This is a genomic window from Acinetobacter pittii ATCC 19004 = CIP 70.29 (assembly GCF_000369045.1).
In the GTDB taxonomy this organism is placed as follows: Bacteria; Pseudomonadota; Gammaproteobacteria; order Pseudomonadales; family Moraxellaceae; genus Acinetobacter; species Acinetobacter pittii.
In genome coordinates, this window is sequence record NZ_KB849789.1 from 99,591 (window position 1) to 116,946 (window position 17,356).

Sequence of the window (17,356 nt, forward strand, 5' to 3'; positions counted from 1 at the left end):
TTTTTATTGATCTATTTATAGTTGAGTCGCATCTGGTTCCAAAATAGGTTTTCCGCTTCTTAAGCTGGTTAACGCATCGGAATTAAAATCGATCAGTAACGAATTATTTTTTGCATCAATCTGGTATTTTTGAATAAGAGGTTGATCTCCATTAAGCGTTTCTATTTTATATTCATCTGCAATATGCAAAATACCTTCTAGGTTTGTTGTCGTTGACGCAAAATCCTGTCTAAATATTTCATAGACATCCCTCAAGTCAAAAATTGCATTGTTGGCATCTGGATGTTTGTGAATATAGCTTTCTATATGTCGCACCAGTAATTGTGCAAACAAGTAGTAGTTTGGTTTATGCGTATATTCTAGAGTCATGCATTTTTCTCCTTATTATCTGTTATTAGCATACATGGCAAAACACAGGTTATTGTATAAAATTCATTACACTAGATGATGAAATGAAAAAGTTATAAAGAGATAAACACTCGATTACGTCCTTGGCGTTTTGCTTGATATAAAGCGTCATCTGCTTCTTTAAATAAACTTTCAATAGCTCGATGGGACGATGGCGAATATAAGCTTATGCCAATACTCACCTGTATAAAAATTGGTAATTTTCCATAAATATAAATTGGTTGCTGACTAATTTTAATTCGAATTTGTTCAGCCAGTTCAAATGCACTTTCTTTAGTGGTATCTGCAATAAAAATGGCAAACTCTTCACCTCCAAAGCGACCTAATAAATCATGAGGATGTAAAATATTCTGAATCGTGGTGACACAAGTTTGTAGCGCCCGATCACCGATTTGATGACCATAGTTGTCGTTAACTTGCTTAAAGTGGTCGACATCAAGCATGAAAAAAGCTGAGGTCTTATTTTCTTTTTGTACTTTTTCTTGAAGTAATCTGACCGACTGTAAAAACTGGCGTCGAGTCAGACTTGAAGTTAGTTCATCATGTGCAATGGCATGTTGAAGCTTTTGAATTAACTCTGAATGCAAAACACTAATACTAGAAACCGTAAGTGGGGCAATCGTCATCATAATTAACCCAATTCGGATTGAGACCGTATTGCTGAAATATTCGTTTGGATAGAGCAAAAGGTAATGTCCAGAGACATGATAAATAATATAAGCACTGGTAAAGCTAGTAATGAGTGCAACAACAATAGGTTTGTAGCGAATGGCACACCAGATCAGGGCAGCAATCGGGTAGAGCAGCGAACCCGGACCAGAGTCATAATAGCTAGCAGCAATCGAAATAAGCACAGCGCCAAAAGGTAAAAGGTCGGTTGGTTGTAGGCCACGATTTCTTGAAAAGTAATGTTTAACCTGACTATATTGAGGGATGTTCAATATGATAGGTAAAAGAAGCAAGGCATTTTGCAGTTCTGAAGTGAACCAGTAACCAAACTCATCCAACAAGCCACCAATCATAAATTTGGTATTAAACATAGGCACGAAAGTTGCTGCAAACAATGCACCTACTACGCTACCTATTCCGCATAATCCAAATAAGAAAAGGTAGGAATAACCGCGATAGGCCGCCTTAATATATTGATTAAAAAACATATAGAGCGCAAACGTAGTAACAACATAAAGAAAGTTTGATGTTGTTAAAACAAGTGTGAGAGCAAATGGAGTGCCCTGAAATAAGTCAGCAATCACATATCCTATATAGGCACCTAAAAATGCGCTTGGTCGGCGTGTGATTGGAAAACGAATAAGCAATCCGAGCAAAACCGAATTGGCAGGCCAAAAGAATGCAAGAAAACTTAAAGGGCGAGATGCAATGCCAATGAAACAACATGTCGCAATAATGAAGCTAAATAGGAGAAAAAATTTAAAAAAGGAGAGAAATGAAAATTCACGAAGTGAGTATGGCATCAGCTGCCCTTAATGATAAATACTCTTATCCAAGAGTAATAAAATATTATGCATGATTAAACATTCATCATAATTCAGAGGAGAAGCTGAATACAATAAAAAACAAACTAATATTATAAAAAAGTAAGTTATAAAAAGTTAATAAGCGCTTCAACTGTGTAAATATTCTAAAATTAAAAAATGAAAAAAATCATCATAAATAAAGAAACAATTAAATAAACCGATTATGTGCTGTGAAACCCCCCTTACAACACATAGAAGAATAGTTTTGTCTAGAAAATCATCCGAAAGACTAAGACGCTTCAACTAGCATGGGAAATTAGAAATCAGGTACAATTGGCGGGATTAATTTTGTGTTTGGTGTATTTGAAGGCCAATACATACATTCTTTGTTAAATAATAGGCCTGCCAGGAGTTATCCCCGCATGAGTGCCATTACTCCATACGACTGGGCGATTATCGCCTTCGTGATCGGCGTTACATTTCTTTGCGTCTTTATGCTCACAGTTCCCTTACTCCTCGGGGGAAAATCGTGGGGACGTGCTAAGCAAGAGCAGTTTGAATCAGGTGTCGTGAGTGCTGGTGGCGCTCGCATTCGCCTGTCTGCAAAGTTCTATTTAGTTGCAATTTTCTTTGTTGTCTTCGACTTAGAGGCGCTTTACCTCTATGCATGGTCTACTTCTGTGCGTGAAGTAGGGTGGTTGGGATATACCACTGTAGTGATCTTTGTCGTTGATTTATTGATTGCGCTTGTTTATGCCTTCTCTGTAGGTGCTTTAAGTTGGTCACCAGCAGATCGCCGTAAATCAGCAGGTGAGGCGGTTAAAATCGGTTCACCAACAATGAACATTGCTGAAATTACACGCTTTAATTCTATTGAAGAGCTCGTAACTGACCCTACAGGTCAGATTCCAGCTCAATCATCAGGTCGTGTTAAGTCAAAAACTACACCTGCATTGTCATCTGAAAAGGAGTAAGTCGGGATGAAATATACTCTGACCCGCGCGAATCCGGATGCTGATCAATACCCATTGCAAGAACGTCAAATTGTGACGGATCCGCTTGAAGAGGAAGTGAATAAAAACGTATTCATGACTCGTTTAGAGGATGTCTTGCATACAGCAGTAAACTGGGGACGTAAAAACTCTTTGTGGCCATTTAACTTTGGTACCTCATGTTGTTACGTCGAATATGCAACGACCTTAACAGGTGTGCATGACTTGTCACGTTTCGGTGCAGAGGTTATCCGTGCTTCACCTCGTCAGGCTGACTTGATGATTGTTGCAGGTACCTGTTTCGTAAAAATGGCACCAGTTATTCAGCGTCTGTATGAACAGATGTTAGAGCCTAAATGGGTCATTTCGATGGGTGCTTGTGCAAACTCTGGAGGTATGTACGACATCTATTCAGTAGTACAAGGTGTAGACAAAATTATTCCTGTTGACGTGTACGTCCCAGGTTGTCCGCCTCGTCCTGAAGCATTAATTCAAGCTTTAATGCTTTTACAAGACCAGATTCAATTAGAGCGACGCCCGCTTTCTGCCGTGATCGGTGATGATCTTCAGCCAGTATATAAGCCAAAGATGATGCCAGAACGTGACCGTAAGAATGCAGAGCGTATTGCCGTTAAAAACTTACGCTCTATGGATGAGATTAAATAATTTTTTGACGGTGTTTTGACATATCTAACTGATATGTTCATCGAGAAAATTGACAGAATTTGTATTAAATAGGAAGCCAAGCCAATGGCTGAAACTGACATTGCTATGCCAGAGTCAACAGCAGTTGATTCACGCCCAGCATTTGCAATCGTAGAAGAGCTCAAAACCAAATTTGGTGAGAACTTTTACGTGCAGGCGACTTTTGAAGAGTTTCCAACAGTCTGGGTCGAGCGCGCACGCGTGCAAGAAGTCCTTATGTTCCTGCGTAAAGTGGAACGTCCGTATGTAATGCTGTTTGACTTATCTGCGATGGATGAACGTTTACGTGTTCATCGTGATGGTTTACCAGCATCTGACTTCACTGTGTTCTATCATTTATTATCGCTTGAGCGTAATAGTGACATTCGTATCAAGGTTGCCTTGAACGAAAATGACCTAAACATTCCGACAGCGACAAATATCTGGCCAAATGCCAACTGGTATGAACGTGAAGCTTACGATATGTTCGGTATCAATTTCGAAGGGCATCCAATGCTCCGTCGTATTTTGTTGCCAACCTATTGGGAAGGTCATCCGCTTCGTAAAGAATATTCAGCACGTGCGACAGAATATACGCCGTACATGCAAGACAAAGCGAAACAAGACTTTGAACAAGAGCACTTACGTTTTGTACCTGAAGACTGGGGTCTTAAGCGTGGTAACGCTGATGAAGACTTCATGTTCTTGAACTTGGGTCCTAACCATCCATCTGCACATGGTGCGTTCCGTGTTGTATTGCAGTTAGATGGCGAAGAAGTGAAGGACTGTGTACCTGATATCGGTTATCACCACCGTGGTGTGGAAAAGATGGCTGAACGTCAAACATGGCATTCTTTCATTCCTTATACTGACCGTGTTGACTACTTAGGTGGTTGTGCTCAAAACATGCCGTATGTGATGGCTGTAGAGCAAATGGCAGGTATTAAAGTTCCTGAGCGTGCGCAAGTGATTCGTGTCATGTTGAACGAATTGTTCCGTATTAATAACCACTTGTTATTCTGTGGTACGGCAATTCAGGATGCTGGTGGTATGACACCAGTATTCTATATGTTCGCAGACCGTCAAAAAGTTTACGACATTGTCGAAGCAATCACGGGTTACCGTATGCATCCAGCATGGTTCCGTATTGGCGGTACAGCACACGATCTTCCAAACAACTGGCAAAAGCTTGTTAAAGAATTGCTAGAGTGGATGCCTAAACGCTTAAACGAATACTACACAGCGGCATTGAAAAACTCTGTGTTTATTGGACGTACGCGTAATGTTGCACAATACGATGCCAAATCTGCACTCGCATGGGGTGTAACTGGTACTGGTTTACGTGCAACAGGTATCGATTTTGACGTACGTAAATATCGTCCATACAGCGGCTATGAAAACTTCGATTTTGATGTGCCGGTTGAGTATGAAGGCGATGCATACGCACGTGTGCTTGTTCACTTCCGTGAAATTACCGAGTCGCTAAAAATTATTCAACAGTGTTTGGATAACATGCCTTCTGGTCCATACAAAGCGGATCATCCATTGGCTGTTCCACCACCGAAAGATAAGACATTACAAGATATTGAAACCTTGATTACGCACTTCTTGAGCGTTTCATGGGGTCCTGTCATGCCAGCGGGCGAGTCATCATTTATGACTGAAGTGGTTAAAGGTGCAAGTACTTATTACTTGACTTCAGATAAAGCGACTATGAGTTATCGTACTCGTATTCGTACACCGACGTTTACTCACTTACAGCAAATGCCTTCAGTGATTAACGGAAGTTTAGTATCTGACTTAATCATTTATCTGGCGACCATTGACGTGGTTATGGCTGACGTGGATCGCTAAGAGGTAACACATAATGATGATTTTGACTGATAAAAAACCACGTGTGAATGTCGAAGGGATTTTGACTGCGGAAGAAATTCACGAAATCGAACATCACATTGGTCACTATCCATACCCTCGTGCAGCCTCTTTAGATGCATTGAAGTGTGTACAGCGCCGTAATGGTTGGGTAGATGACGCTCAAATGAATGCCATCGCACAGTTGTTGTCGATGAGTGTTGCTGATTTGGAAGGCGTTGCAACATTTTACAACCGTATCTATCGCCATCCGGTAGGTCGTCACGTAATTTTACTTTGCGACTCAATTGCTTGCTTCTTAATGGGTGCAGAAACTCTTGCTGAAGCATTCCAGCGTGAATTAGGAATTCAGTATGGTCAAACGACACCAGATGGTCGTTTTACATTGCTTCCAATTTGCTGCCTAGGCAACTGCGACAAAGGCCCAACTTTAATGATTGATGAAGATACTCACGGTTTAGTCGAAGTGACATCAATTAAACAGTTATTGGAGAAGTATGTATGAATACTGAACCAAAACCAATTTATGGCGACGGTAATCCGGAAACTCATCCGCTCACTTGGCGTTTAAGCAAACAAGAAGCGGTACGTAGTGCTGATGATTACGAAGCACTTGAAGGCTATGCGGGCTTTAAAAAAGCTTTAGGCATGAAACCTGCTGAAGTGTTAGACGTCATTAAAGCTGCAACTGTAAAAGGTCGTGGTGGTGCGGGTTTCCCTGCGGGTATTAAATGGTCATTGATGGCACCAAATGATGGTGGTCCACGTTACTTGATCTGTAATGCCGACGAAATGGAACCAGGTACCTTTAAAGACCGTTTGTTGATGGAAAAACTTCCACATCAATTGATCGAAGGGATGTTAATTGCGGGTTATACCTTAGAAGCAACTCAAGGTTATATCTTTATCCGTGGTGAATACATCGAGGCTGCTCAATATCTAAATGAAGCGTTAGAACAGATTCGTGCTAAAGGTTATTTAGGCGAAAACATCTTAGGTTCTGGCTGGAATTTTGATCTGCATGTACATACGGGTGCAGGGCGTTATATCTGTGGTGAAGAAACTGCATTGATTAACTCGCTTGAAGGCCGTCGTGCTAACCCACGTACTAAGCCACCGTTCCCGCAAGTTGCAGGAGCATGGGGCCGTCCGACGATTGTGAACAACGTTGAAACTTATAACAACTTGCCAGCAATCATGCTTCGTGGACCAGAGTGGTATATCGGTTTATCAGCGGGTAAATCAAAAGATCCAGGCACTAAAATTTATGGTGCATCGGGTAAAGTTAAATTCCCGGGTCTTTGGGAATTGCCATTTGGTACAACTGCGCGTGAAGTGATTGAAGATCATGCAGGTGGTATGCGTGAGGGCTTAAAGCTCAAAGCATGGTTACCGGGCGGTGCTTCAACTGACTTTTTGCCAGCAGATACCATTGATTTACCAATGGATGCAGACACGATTATGAAAGCAGGTTCTCGTTTGGGAACATGTTTGTTAATGGTGGTAGATGAAACCCAATGTATGGTATCGCTCACTCGTAACTTAGAAGAGTTCTTTGCGCGTGAATCATGTGGTTTCTGTACACCATGTCGTGATGGTTTGCCATGGGCTGTTAAAGCGCTTAAAGCACTTGAAGCAGGCGAAGGTAAGAAAGAAGATATCGACCATTTACAAGAATTAACTCGTAAATTATGGATTGGTAAAACTTTCTGTGCCCACGCACCAGGTGCGATGGAGCCGCTTATGGGCGCACTCAAACATTTCCGTGGTGAGTTTGAAGCGAAAGTGACGAATCGTCCTGTCGTGCAAACCAGCAACGTAGAACAAGCTTAAGGAATTCGACTATGGCTACAATTCATGTCGATGGAAAATCGTATGAAGTCAACGGCTCGGAAAACTTGCTACAAGCATGTTTGAGTCTGGGCATCGACATCCCATATTTTTGTTGGCATCCATCCTTAGGTTCGGTTGGTTCTTGCCGTCAATGTGCTGTTACGCAATATGCGAATCCAGAAGATACGCGTGGTCGTTTAGTCATGTCTTGCATGACACCAGCATCTGACAATACCTATATCTCAATTGAAGACAAAGAAGCAACGGATTTCCGTGCATCTATTGTTGAATTTTTGATGACCAACCACCCGCACGACTGTCCAGTCTGTGAAGAGGGTGGTCACTGTCATTTACAAGATATGACTGTAATGACGGGTCATGACCGTCGTCGCTACCGTTTTACAAAACGTACGCATTACAACCAAGAACTCGGCTCATTCATTGCGCATGAAATGAACCGCTGTATTGCTTGTTACCGTTGTGTTCGTTACTACAAAGACTATGCGGGCGGTACAGACTTTGGCGTATATGCCAATGCATCTCGTGTTTACTTTGGTCGTCCGGAATCAGGTACTTTAGAGTCTGAATTCTCTGGTAACTTGACTGAAGTATGTCCAACAGGTGTATTTACTGATAAGACTCATTCAGAGCGTTATAACCGTAAGTGGGACATGCAGTATGCACCAAGCGTGTGTCAAGGCTGTTCTTCTGGTTGTAACATTTCTCCGGGTGAACGTTATGGTGAAATCCGTCGTGTAGAAAACCGTTTTAATGGTTCGGTTAACCAATACTTCCTTTGTGACAAAGGTCGTTTTGGCACAGGTTATGTAAACCGTGCAGACCGTCCACGTCAGCCTCAGTTCCGTAATGGTGAAACTGTTGCAACTGTTTCTGTCGACCAAGCTCTAGATCAAGCGATTGCTAAGCTTCAAGGCAAAAAAGTTTTGGGTATTGGTTCTCCTCGCGCAAGTTTGGAATCGAACTATGCATTACGTGAGCTTGTAGGTCAGGCAAATTATTCAACTGGTATTGCACAAAAAGAGCAAAAGCTTGTTGAACTTGCTGCATCTATCATGCAAACCGAGGGTATCTACAACCCGAATATGCGTGAAATTGAAAGCTATGATGCTGTTCTGATCTTAGGTGAAGACCTAACTCAAACTGCACCTCGTATGGCATTGTCTGTTCGCCAAGCTGCGAAAAACAAAGCGCGTGAAATGGCTGCAAAAACACGTACACCAGATTGGTTAGCTGAGCCTGTACAACGTATTGGCCAAGAAGCAAAATCTCCGGTTTACATTTTAGCTGCAACTCAAACTCGTCTTGCTGACATTGCAACTGGTGAAGTGGTTGCTTCTCCAAATGACATCGCACGTTTAGGCTTTGCAGTTGCTGCGGCAGTAAATGGTGAAGTTGTAGGTGGTTTAGATGAAGATGCAAAAGCATTTGCTCAAACCATTGCCGACACTCTAAAAGCAGCAAACAAACCATTAATTATTGCGGGTACAAGCTTGCAAGATGCTTCTATTATGGAAGCTGCTGCACAGTTAACTCAGAACTTAGGTTCTAAAGCTGGTTTAAGTCTTGTAGTTCCTGAAGTGAACTCTATGGGCTTGGCATTGTTCGGTGGTTTAAGCCTTGAACAAGCATTTGCTCAAGACTACGACACACTTGTTATTGTTGAAAATGATTTGTTCCGTCGCTTACCAGCTGCTCAAGTAAAAGCTGCATTAGATAAAGCTGAAACAGTAATCGTGCTTGATCACAGTGAAACTGAAACTGTGAAACAGGCTGATATCGTTCTTTCAGCAGCAAGCTTTGCAGAGGGTGATGGTACTGTTGTAAGTCAAGAAGGTCGTGCACAGCGTTTCTATCAAGTTTACGATCCAAGTTACTACAAACCTGAATATGCAATTAAAGAATCATGGCGTTGGTTACATGCCATTGAAACTGGCATTAAAGGTAAGGCTGTAGATTGGACATTGCTTGACGATGTAATTGAAAGCATCGTGAAAAATGTACCAGTACTTGAAGCTATCCAAGATGTTGCGCCTGATGCAGGTTACCGTGTACATGGCTTGAAAATCGCGCGTGAACCACGTCGTTATTCAGGTCGTACAGCAATGCGTGCGCCGTTATCGGTTCATGAGCCTAAACAACCTACCGATCCAGATTCAGCATTAACATTCTCAATGGAAGGTTATGTTGGTCCGCAAAAAGCGTCATCATTAGTACCATTTGCATGGGCTCCGGGTTGGAACTCTCCACAATCTTGGAATAAATACCAAGATGAAGTTGGTGGTCACTTAAAAGGTGGTGATTCTGGTGTTCGTTTATTCGATCGCTTGGCAAAACGTCCTGCACGTAGCTACGTTGCTCCAGTGCCAGTAGTTGCAAATCCTGAAAGTTTCCGCTTAGTTCCAATGCACCATATTTTTGGTTCTGGCGAATTCACGATTAAAACACCTGCAATGGAAACTCGTATTCCTGAAGCTGTGTTTGCAGTGGGCGAACAAGATGCAACTCGTTTGAACCTTCAAGAAGGTCAACGCATTACAGTAAAAGCAGGTGAAACAACTGTAAGCTTGCCTGTACAAGTAATTGAATATTTACCTACAGGTTATATTGGTTACCCAGTTGGTTTAGCACCAATGGTGTCACTAGCTGAGCCTGTTTCAGTGGCTTTAGGAGTGTAATTCATGAATCAAGAAATTATACGTCAAACGCCACTTTGGGCTGAGAACTGGCCGATTGCTTATGCTGTCGTTCAAGCAGTTGTAATTTTGCTTGTTGTGGTTTTAGTTGCAGCGTTGATGTCTTTTATTGAGCGTCGTTTACTTGCTTGGTGGCAAGACCGTTATGGTCCAAACCGTGTTGGTCCTGGTGGTATGTTCCAGATCGTTGCCGACATGCTCAAGATCATGTTCAAAGAAGACTGGACACCAAAGTTTGCTGACAAACTTACATTCCGTTTAGCACCAGCTGTTGCAATGGCAACAGCGGTTCTTTCGTTCATGGTAATCCCAGTGAGTCCTTCACTGGGTGTTGCCGACATGAGTATCGGTTTGTTGTTCTTCATGGCAATGGCTGGTATTGCAGTCTATGCGGTTTTATTTGGTGGCTGGGCTTCAAATAACAAATACTCATTGCTTGGTGGTTTACGTTCAGCAGCTCAAACCATTTCTTATGAAGTGTTCTTGGGTATTTCATTGATGGGTGTGGTTGCAATTGCAGGCTCATTTAACCTTCGTGAAATTGTTGAAGCACAACGTGATGTTTGGTTTGTCATTCCACAATTCTTAGGTTTCTTGATTTTCGTAGTTGCTGGTGTTGCGGTAACTCACCGTCATCCATTTGACCAACCAGAAGCAGAGCAAGAATTGGCAGAAGGTTACCATGTTGAATATGGCGGTATGAAATGGGGTATGTTCTTCGTTGCTGAATATGTCAACGTAGTACTGATCTCTGCATTGATCGTGACTTTATTCTTTGGTGGCTGGTTAACGCCATTCAATTTAGAAATTCCATTTGTTCCACCAGTATTCTGGTTTGTGATTAAAACAGCATTCTTTGTAATGATGTTTGTATTGGCACGTGGTTCTTTAATGCGTCCGCGTTATGACCAAGTCATGAACTTTGGTTGGAAAATTTGTTTGCCATTGGCGTTGGTCAACTTGTTAGTGACTGGTGCTGTGATTCTGATGAATCAGGCCTAGGACAGCAGGGAGTACAAAATGTATAAATTTCTAGCTGGATTCGGATCAATTGTACGTACGTTACTCATGGTGTTTAGCCATGCAACGCGTAAACGTGACACGATTTTATATCCAGAAGTTCCGGCTGAACAGATTGTGCCGCCACGCTTTCGTGGTCGTATCGTATTAACGCGTGACCCTGATGGGGAAGAGCGTTGCGTAGCATGTAACCTATGTGCGGTTGCATGTCCGGTTGGCTGTATCTCACTACAAAAAGCAGAAACAGAAGATGGTCGTTGGTACCCGGAGTTTTTCCGTATTAACTTCTCACGTTGTATTTTCTGCGGTATGTGTGAAGAAGCTTGTCCAACAACTGCGATTCAGCTCACACCAGACTTCGAGTTAGGCGAATATGTACGTCAAGACCTTGTTTATGAGAAAGAAAACTTACTCATTTCAGGTCCGGGCAAATACCCAGATTACAACTTCTACCGTGTAACGGGTATGGCAATTAACGGTAAAGAGAAAGGTCAAGCACAAAAAGAAAGTGCACCAATCGATGTACGGAGTCTATTACCATGATGTGGCCGTTTTATTTGATGGCACTCGTGGCCATCGTTTCTACGGTTCGTGTAGTGACTAACACGAACCCTGTACACGCTCTACTTAGTCTAATTGTTTCATTGCTTGCTGTTGCTGGTATTTTCATGATCGTGGGGGCGCCTTTTGCAGGTGCTCTTGAAATCATCGTTTATGCCGGAGCAATTATGGTTCTATTTGTCTTCGTGGTGATGATGCTTAACTTAGGTCAACACACCGTTGAACAAGAACGCAAATGGCTTTCTTCAGATGCTTGGGCATATCCAGCACTCATGAGTTTCTTACTCGGCTTGCTTTTAGTTTGGATGCTTGGTGGTGAATACACCACTATTTCAGCACCACTTGGGGCACAAGTGATTGGACCAAAAGTAGTTGGTCAAGCACTCTTTACTCACTATTTATTATTGGTTGAAGTTGCCGCGATGTTATTGCTAGCAGCCCTTGTTGCAGCATACCACTTAGGTAAACGTGAACCAGGTGCAGAAGAGGAAAAAGAATAATGGGCCAGATTCCTTTAGAACATGGTTTGATTGTTGCAACCATCCTTTTTGCACTCGGTTTTTACGGTGTAATGGTGCGACGCAACCTATTATTTATGTTAATGAGCCTTGAAATCATGATGAATGCTGCAGCATTGGCATTTGTTCTTGCGGGTAGCGTATGGGCACAACCAGATGGGCAAGTGATGTTCATCTTGATTTTGACCCTTGCAGCAGCAGAGGCATGTATCGGTCTTGCGATTGTCCTTCAGTTCTATCATCGCTTCCATCATTTGGATGTGGATGCTGCTAGTGAGATGCGCGGATGAGTTATTTATATTTAACAGTATTATTTCCGCTAATCGGTTTTATTTTATTGGCGGCAGGACGAGACAAACTCTCTGAAAATGTTGCAGCAGTTATTGGCGTAGGTTCTGTAGGTTTATCTGCATTATTTGCACTCATTGCTGGAATGGCATTTACTACGAGTGGTCAGCAAGTTTTTGTTCAAAACTTGTGGACATGGTTCAATGTTGGCGGTTTTGCGCCGGGCATTAGCTTACATTTAGATGGCTTATCTTTACTCATGATGGGCATGATCACGGGTGTTGGTTTCTTAATCCACATCTTTGCATCATGGTACATGCGTGGTGAAGAGGGTTATGCGCGTTTCTTCTCTTATTTCAACCTGTTTGTTGCAAGCATGCTTGTGCTTGTATTGGGTGACAACTTGGCGTTGTTATTCTTGGGTTGGGAAGGCGTAGGTCTTTGCTCTTACTTGCTAATCGGTTTCTATTATGCAAACCCTGCAAATGGTTGGGCTGCGATCAAAGCGTTTACAGTGACCCGCGTTGGTGACGTATTCTTACTTATTGCTTTATTCTTGCTTTACCAACAATTTGGTACGTTGAATACTCAGTACATCGTTGAACACGCAGCAGAAGTAATGACGAAGAGTTCGTCTCTTACGATCTGGACTGCATTAATGTTGTTCTTGGGTGCTGCTGGTAAATCTGCGCAAATTCCATTGCAAACATGGTTAGCAGATGCAATGGCAGGTCCAACACCTGTTTCTGCATTAATCCACGCTGCAACAATGGTAACGGCTGGTGTGTACTTATGCTGCCGTCTATTCAGCGTATTTGAACTTGCTCCTGAAGTGATGCAATTCATTTCGGTAACTGGCGCGGTAACTTTGTTAGTTGCAGGTTTTGCTGCACTTGTGCAAACGGACATCAAACGTATCTTGGCTTACTCAACAATGAGTCAGCTTGGCTATATGTTTATGGCTGTAGGTGCGGAAGCTTATCAAGCTGGCTTGTTCCACATGTTGGCTCACGCATTCTTTAAGGCATTATTATTCTTGTCTTCTGGTGCGGTGATTCTGGCTTATCACCACGAGCAAAACATTTTCAAAATGGGTGGTTTGTTCAAACGTAACAAATTCCTGTTTGCTTGTTTCGCGATTGGTGGCGGTGCATTAGCAGCTATTCCATTCTTGACTATTGGCTTCTTCTCTAAAGATGCGATTCTTGGTGAAGTTTGGGTACAAGGTCAATCAGTTGCTTTATATCACACCTTATATTGGGTGGGTGTAGCAGGTGCATTCCTGACTTCAATCTATACATTCCGTTTAATCTGGGTTGTATTCTTTGGTCAAGAAAACACGCCTTACCATGAGATTAAAGGTGCAACTTACTGGGCTCCATTGGGTATTTTAGCTGTATTGTCTACTTTTGTTGGTGCGGTATTAAAAGCACCGGTAGCAGGTATTCTGAATACTGCAAAAATCCCTGAATTCCATGTCGCTGAACAATTTGTAGAAGGCATGCATGGGGCAGAGCACTTAGCAGTAGGTATTGCACTAGTTGGTCTAGTTGTTGGTATAGCATTATTTACATTTGCTTATGGTGCAGTGAAATCATTCGCTCAAACAAGTTTGGGTTCAGGTTTGGCACATATTTGCCGTACCGCTTTTGGTTTTGATGCATTGTATGACATCGTTTTTGTTAAACCTTATTTATTCTTCGCCAAAATCTTTGGCCGTGATCCGATTGACGGTTTGTGGTTAGTTCTTCCTGCACTCGTGAAAGGCGGAAATAGTTTTACAAGCTCACGTCAAACAGGTTCATTGCGTGAATACGCATCAAGCATGTCACTCGGTGTAGTGGTGTTATTGATGATCTTGATCGTTATTCAGGTAGTGGGGAAATAAAATGGAAAACAATTTAATTTTACCCGCGCTGATCCTTGTTCCGTTCATTGCCGGTTTTATTTGTTGGTTAGTCGATAAGCTCGACAAAACTTTGCCACGCTGGATTGCCTTAATTGGTATGCTCATTACTTTGGGCTTAGGTCTTGCACTTTGGCAAAGTGGAACTTATAGCTACGAGTTGGGTTCTAAAATCCCAACTTGGTCTGCTGAGTTCTATTTACCTTGGATTCAATCACTCGGTATTGGCATTCACTTAGCTGTGGATGGCTTATCTTTACTTATGGTGTTATTAACAGCGTTACTTGGTGTACTTGCTGTTGGTTGTTCATGGGGCGAGATTCAAAAGAACGTTGGTTTCTTCCACTTAAACCTATTATGGAGTTTAGGTGGCGTTATCGGTGTATTCTTAGCGATTGACTTGTTCTTGTTCTTCTTCTTCTGGGAGATGATGCTTGTACCAATCTACTTCTTGATTGCGTTATGGGGTCATAAAGGTTCAAACGGTCGTTCACGTGTTTACGCTGCTACTAAGTTCTTCCTTTACACGCAGATTGCTGGTCTAGTGATGTTAATCGGTATCTTAGGTCTTGTAGTTTACGGCTACATGATGACAGGCATGATCGGTTTTGATTACAACTATTTATTAGCTGTAGCTAACCACTTACCTGCAGGCTTAGCGTACGGTTTCATGATCTGTTTCTTCATCGGTTTTGCGGTGAAGTTACCAGTATTCCCATTACATGGTTGGTTACCAGATGCGCATGCTCAAGCTCCTACAGCAGGTTCTGTAGACTTAGCGGGTATCTTGATTAAAACAGCTGCGTATGGCTTGCTTCGTTTTGTTATTCCATTCTTCCCGACAGCTTCTGCACAGTTTGCAGACATTGCGATTATTTTCGGTTTGATTGGTATTTTCTACGGCGCATGGTGTGCTTACCAGCAAACTGACATGAAACGTTTACTTGCGTATACGTCGATTTCACACATGGGCTTTATCTTACTTGCAATCTATGCAGGTAATATTTTGACCTTCCAAGGTCTAATGATCATGATGTTGGCACATGGTTTGTCATCAGCTGCATTGTTCATTATGTCGGGTCAAATCTATGAACGTTTACATACACGTGATTTACGTTTAATGGGTGGTCTTCGTGGCCAGCTTCAGTACTTGCCATTTTTCTTGATGTTCTTCGTTGCTGCTCTTGTAGGTGTACCAGGTTTAGGTAACTTTATTGGTGAATTCCTGATTTTGATGGGTTCATTTAATAAATATCCTGTCTTTACGATTCTTGCTTCTATCAGCCTTGTATTTGCAGGTTTATATGGCTTGATCTTGATTCACCGTGCTTTATTTGGTGAACCAAATCCTGAACAAAAGCAACATTACACTAGTCCATTGAAAGACTTATCTGCTCGTGAAGTTGGTATTTTGATGATTTGTGCGATTGGTCTCGTTTGGCTTGGTATCTACCCACAAACATTCTTGGATGTATCTCATTCAAGCATGCAGTGGTTGGTCAATAGTTATGTGCCAGTACAAGAAGTCGTTGAAACTGTTCAGCAAACAGCTACTCAACTTGACCATGTGGAGATCCAATAATCATGAACTTCACAGTATCATTCTCTACGCTTATGCCTTTAGCTCCGGTGATGATTGTTGCTTTGACAACAATCGTCGTCATGTTGTTAATTTCAATTAAGCGTAATCATAATTTAATCGCAACAGCTTCTGTTGTTGGTTTAAACCTTGCTGCACTTTATATTTTATTTGCAGTATTTGGCGGTAAGTTTGTACCGGCAAATGTGATGGGCATGTTTATGGTTGATCCATTTACCATGTTCTATCAATTTATGATTTTGATTGCGGCATTGGCATGTTGTACTTTGTCTCATGCTTACATTGAAACGTATAAAGACAACCGCGAAGAGTTATATCTTTTGTTACTTGCTTCAGTAGCAGGTGCAATGTTGATGGTTGCAAGCTCTCACTATGCATCGTTCTTCATTAGCCTTGAGTTAATGTCGATTCCTGTATATGGCTTACTTGCTTATACTTATCAACGTAGTAACTCACTTGAAGCGGGTATTAAATACCTTGTACTTTCAGCGACAGCTTCGGCAATGTTGTTGATGGGTATGGCATATATCTATGCATATACAGGTTCGCTTTCATTCTATGATTCTGTACAAGCATTATTTGAAGCAATCAAACAGCCAATGGTGTTATTAGGTTTAGCACTTATTATCTTTGCTGTTGCATTTAAATTATCGCTTGCGCCGTTCCATAAATGGACACCGGATGTATATGCAGGTGCACCAGCGCCAATGGCAACTTTCTTAGCGACTGCTGCTAAAGTTGCAACAATTGGTTTGTTCGTGCGCTATATGCTTGCTTCAGGCGCAATGATGGTGAACTCATTAGTAACTATTTTGACGATCATTGCTGTATTGTCGATTTTAGTTGGTAACTTACTCGCTGTTCGTCAAGTTAACTTAAAACGTATTCTTGGTTATTCATCTATTGCTCACTTTGGTTATTTGTTAATTGCTTTAATTAGCATGACTTATGCGAGCTTGGGTAGCGTAACTGTATATGTGGTGTCTTATGTATTAACAACTATTGGTGCCTTTGGTGCAGTAGCGTTAATGTCTAGCCCATATAACAACGTAGATGAAGCACAAAGCCTTGCAGACTACCGTGGTTTGTTCTGGCGTCGTCCAGTACTTACAGCAACTTTAACAGTCATGATGTTGTCTTTGGCTGGTATTCCATTAACAGCAGGCTTCATTGGTAAGTTCTTGGTGGTAATGGCTGCTGTAACAACTCAACACTGGTTCTTAGCTGCAATGATTATTGTGGGTAGTGGTATCGGTTTGTACTATTACTTACGTGTGATGGTTGTAATGTATATGACACCACCAGAAACTCCTCGTATTGATGCAGATGCTCATTGGGGACAAAAAGTGGGTGGTTTAATGGTATTAGCTGCTGCTGCATTAGTTATTATTTTGGGTGTCTACCCAGATCCAATGATTAATTTGGCACTAAAAGCAGAAATTTTATCTCCATTACATTTCATGCTTTCACAACAGTAATTCTGGT

The 17,356-nt window shown here is 41.9% G+C and carries 15 protein-coding genes; 13 read left to right on the plus strand and 2 right to left on the minus strand.

Going from position 1 to position 17,356, the window contains the following annotated elements; genetic code table 11:
* Positions 1–15: 15 nt before the first annotated feature.
* A complete protein-coding gene (locus F928_RS10920) occupies positions 16–369 on the minus strand; it encodes a hypothetical protein (RefSeq protein ID WP_002120022.1) in 354 nt (117 codons plus the stop codon).
* A 92-nt stretch (positions 370–461) separates the two neighbouring features.
* The gene (locus F928_RS10925; RefSeq protein ID WP_002120054.1) at positions 462–1,880 is read right to left on the minus strand and encodes a sensor domain-containing diguanylate cyclase; all 1,419 of its coding nucleotides are present in this window, start codon (positions 1,878–1,880) and stop codon (positions 462–464) included.
* 425 nt (positions 1,881–2,305) lie between these two features.
* On the opposite strand from F928_RS10925, the gene ndhC reads away from it, so the two are divergent.
* The 13 genes from ndhC to nuoN all read left to right on the plus strand — a co-directional run bounded on the left by ndhC (position 2,306) and on the right by nuoN (position 17,349).
* The gene (ndhC, locus tag F928_RS10930) at positions 2,306–2,857 is read left to right on the plus strand and encodes an NADH-quinone oxidoreductase subunit A (protein ID WP_002120061.1); all 552 of its coding nucleotides are present in this window, start codon (positions 2,306–2,308) and stop codon (positions 2,855–2,857) included.
* Between the two features lie 6 nt (positions 2,858–2,863).
* Positions 2,864–3,541, plus strand: a complete 678-nt coding sequence (gene nuoB, locus F928_RS10935; protein ID WP_002120034.1) for a NuoB/complex I 20 kDa subunit family protein — start codon at positions 2,864–2,866, stop codon at positions 3,539–3,541.
* A gap of 84 nt (positions 3,542–3,625) precedes the next feature.
* Positions 3,626–5,413, plus strand: a complete 1,788-nt coding sequence (gene nuoC / locus F928_RS10940) for an NADH-quinone oxidoreductase subunit C/D (RefSeq protein ID WP_002120052.1) — start codon at positions 3,626–3,628, stop codon at positions 5,411–5,413.
* 13 nt (positions 5,414–5,426) lie between these two features.
* Positions 5,427–5,936: an NADH-quinone oxidoreductase subunit NuoE gene (nuoE, locus tag F928_RS10945; RefSeq protein WP_002120040.1), complete on the plus strand. Its 510-nt coding sequence runs from the start codon at positions 5,427–5,429 to the stop codon at positions 5,934–5,936.
* Positions 5,933–7,264 carry an NADH-quinone oxidoreductase subunit NuoF gene (gene nuoF / locus F928_RS10950; RefSeq protein ID WP_002120030.1) on the plus strand — a complete coding sequence of 444 codons (1,332 nt, stop codon included), beginning with the start codon at positions 5,933–5,935 and terminating at the stop codon, positions 7,262–7,264. The genes nuoE and nuoF overlap by 4 nt, the downstream gene beginning before the upstream one ends.
* A gap of 11 nt (positions 7,265–7,275) precedes the next feature.
* Positions 7,276–9,960 (plus strand): NADH-quinone oxidoreductase subunit NuoG, encoded by a 2,685-nt coding sequence (nuoG, locus tag F928_RS10955; RefSeq protein ID WP_002120017.1) that lies wholly within the window; start codon positions 7,276–7,278, stop codon positions 9,958–9,960.
* A 3-nt stretch (positions 9,961–9,963) separates the two neighbouring features.
* Positions 9,964–10,980, plus strand: coding sequence for an NADH-quinone oxidoreductase subunit NuoH (gene nuoH, locus F928_RS10960; protein ID WP_002120063.1), 1,017 nt, complete (start codon positions 9,964–9,966; stop codon positions 10,978–10,980).
* Positions 10,981–10,998: 18 nt separating this feature from the next.
* Positions 10,999–11,541, plus strand: coding sequence for an NADH-quinone oxidoreductase subunit NuoI (gene nuoI, locus F928_RS10965; protein WP_002120012.1), 543 nt, complete (start codon positions 10,999–11,001; stop codon positions 11,539–11,541).
* Entirely contained in the window at positions 11,541–12,059 is a 519-nt protein-coding gene (gene nuoJ / locus F928_RS10970) for an NADH-quinone oxidoreductase subunit J (RefSeq protein WP_014205902.1), read from the plus strand. Before nuoI ends, nuoJ begins: the two co-directional genes overlap by 1 nt.
* On the plus strand, positions 12,059–12,367 hold the full coding sequence (gene nuoK / locus F928_RS10975; RefSeq protein ID WP_000529822.1) for an NADH-quinone oxidoreductase subunit NuoK: 309 nt from the start codon (positions 12,059–12,061) through the stop codon (positions 12,365–12,367). The genes nuoJ and nuoK overlap by 1 nt, the downstream gene beginning before the upstream one ends.
* The gene (nuoL, locus tag F928_RS10980) at positions 12,364–14,253 is read left to right on the plus strand and encodes an NADH-quinone oxidoreductase subunit L (RefSeq protein ID WP_002120008.1); all 1,890 of its coding nucleotides are present in this window, start codon (positions 12,364–12,366) and stop codon (positions 14,251–14,253) included. The genes nuoK and nuoL overlap by 4 nt, the downstream gene beginning before the upstream one ends.
* Position 14,254: 1 nt before the next feature.
* Positions 14,255–15,853: an NADH-quinone oxidoreductase subunit M gene (gene nuoM, locus F928_RS10985; RefSeq protein ID WP_002120006.1), complete on the plus strand. Its 1,599-nt coding sequence runs from the start codon at positions 14,255–14,257 to the stop codon at positions 15,851–15,853.
* Positions 15,854–15,855: 2 nt separating this feature from the next.
* Complete coding sequence (nuoN, locus tag F928_RS10990) at positions 15,856–17,349, plus strand: NADH-quinone oxidoreductase subunit NuoN (RefSeq protein ID WP_002120035.1); 1,494 nt, start codon at positions 15,856–15,858, stop codon at positions 17,347–17,349.
* The last annotated feature ends 7 nt before the right edge of the window (positions 17,350–17,356 follow it).

Coding starts and splice junctions, on each gene's coding strand:
- F928_RS10920 (WP_002120022.1), bottom strand. CDS start 369: ATGACTCTAGAATATACGCATAAACCAAACTACTACTTGTTTGCACAA.
- F928_RS10925 (WP_002120054.1), bottom strand. CDS start 1,880: ATGCCATACTCACTTCGTGAATTTTCATTTCTCTCCTTTTTTAAATTT.
- ndhC (WP_002120061.1), top strand. CDS start 2,306: ATGAGTGCCATTACTCCATACGACTGGGCGATTATCGCCTTCGTGATC.
- nuoB (WP_002120034.1), top strand. CDS start 2,864: ATGAAATATACTCTGACCCGCGCGAATCCGGATGCTGATCAATACCCA.
- nuoC (WP_002120052.1), top strand. CDS start 3,626: ATGGCTGAAACTGACATTGCTATGCCAGAGTCAACAGCAGTTGATTCA.
- nuoE (WP_002120040.1), top strand. CDS start 5,427: ATGATGATTTTGACTGATAAAAAACCACGTGTGAATGTCGAAGGGATT.
- nuoF (WP_002120030.1), top strand. CDS start 5,933: ATGAATACTGAACCAAAACCAATTTATGGCGACGGTAATCCGGAAACT.
- nuoG (WP_002120017.1), top strand. CDS start 7,276: ATGGCTACAATTCATGTCGATGGAAAATCGTATGAAGTCAACGGCTCG.
- nuoH (WP_002120063.1), top strand. CDS start 9,964: ATGAATCAAGAAATTATACGTCAAACGCCACTTTGGGCTGAGAACTGG.
- nuoI (WP_002120012.1), top strand. CDS start 10,999: ATGTATAAATTTCTAGCTGGATTCGGATCAATTGTACGTACGTTACTC.
- nuoJ (WP_014205902.1), top strand. CDS start 11,541: ATGTGGCCGTTTTATTTGATGGCACTCGTGGCCATCGTTTCTACGGTT.
- nuoK (WP_000529822.1), top strand. CDS start 12,059: ATGGGCCAGATTCCTTTAGAACATGGTTTGATTGTTGCAACCATCCTT.
- nuoL (WP_002120008.1), top strand. CDS start 12,364: ATGAGTTATTTATATTTAACAGTATTATTTCCGCTAATCGGTTTTATT.
- nuoM (WP_002120006.1), top strand. CDS start 14,255: ATGGAAAACAATTTAATTTTACCCGCGCTGATCCTTGTTCCGTTCATT.
- nuoN (WP_002120035.1), top strand. CDS start 15,856: ATGAACTTCACAGTATCATTCTCTACGCTTATGCCTTTAGCTCCGGTG.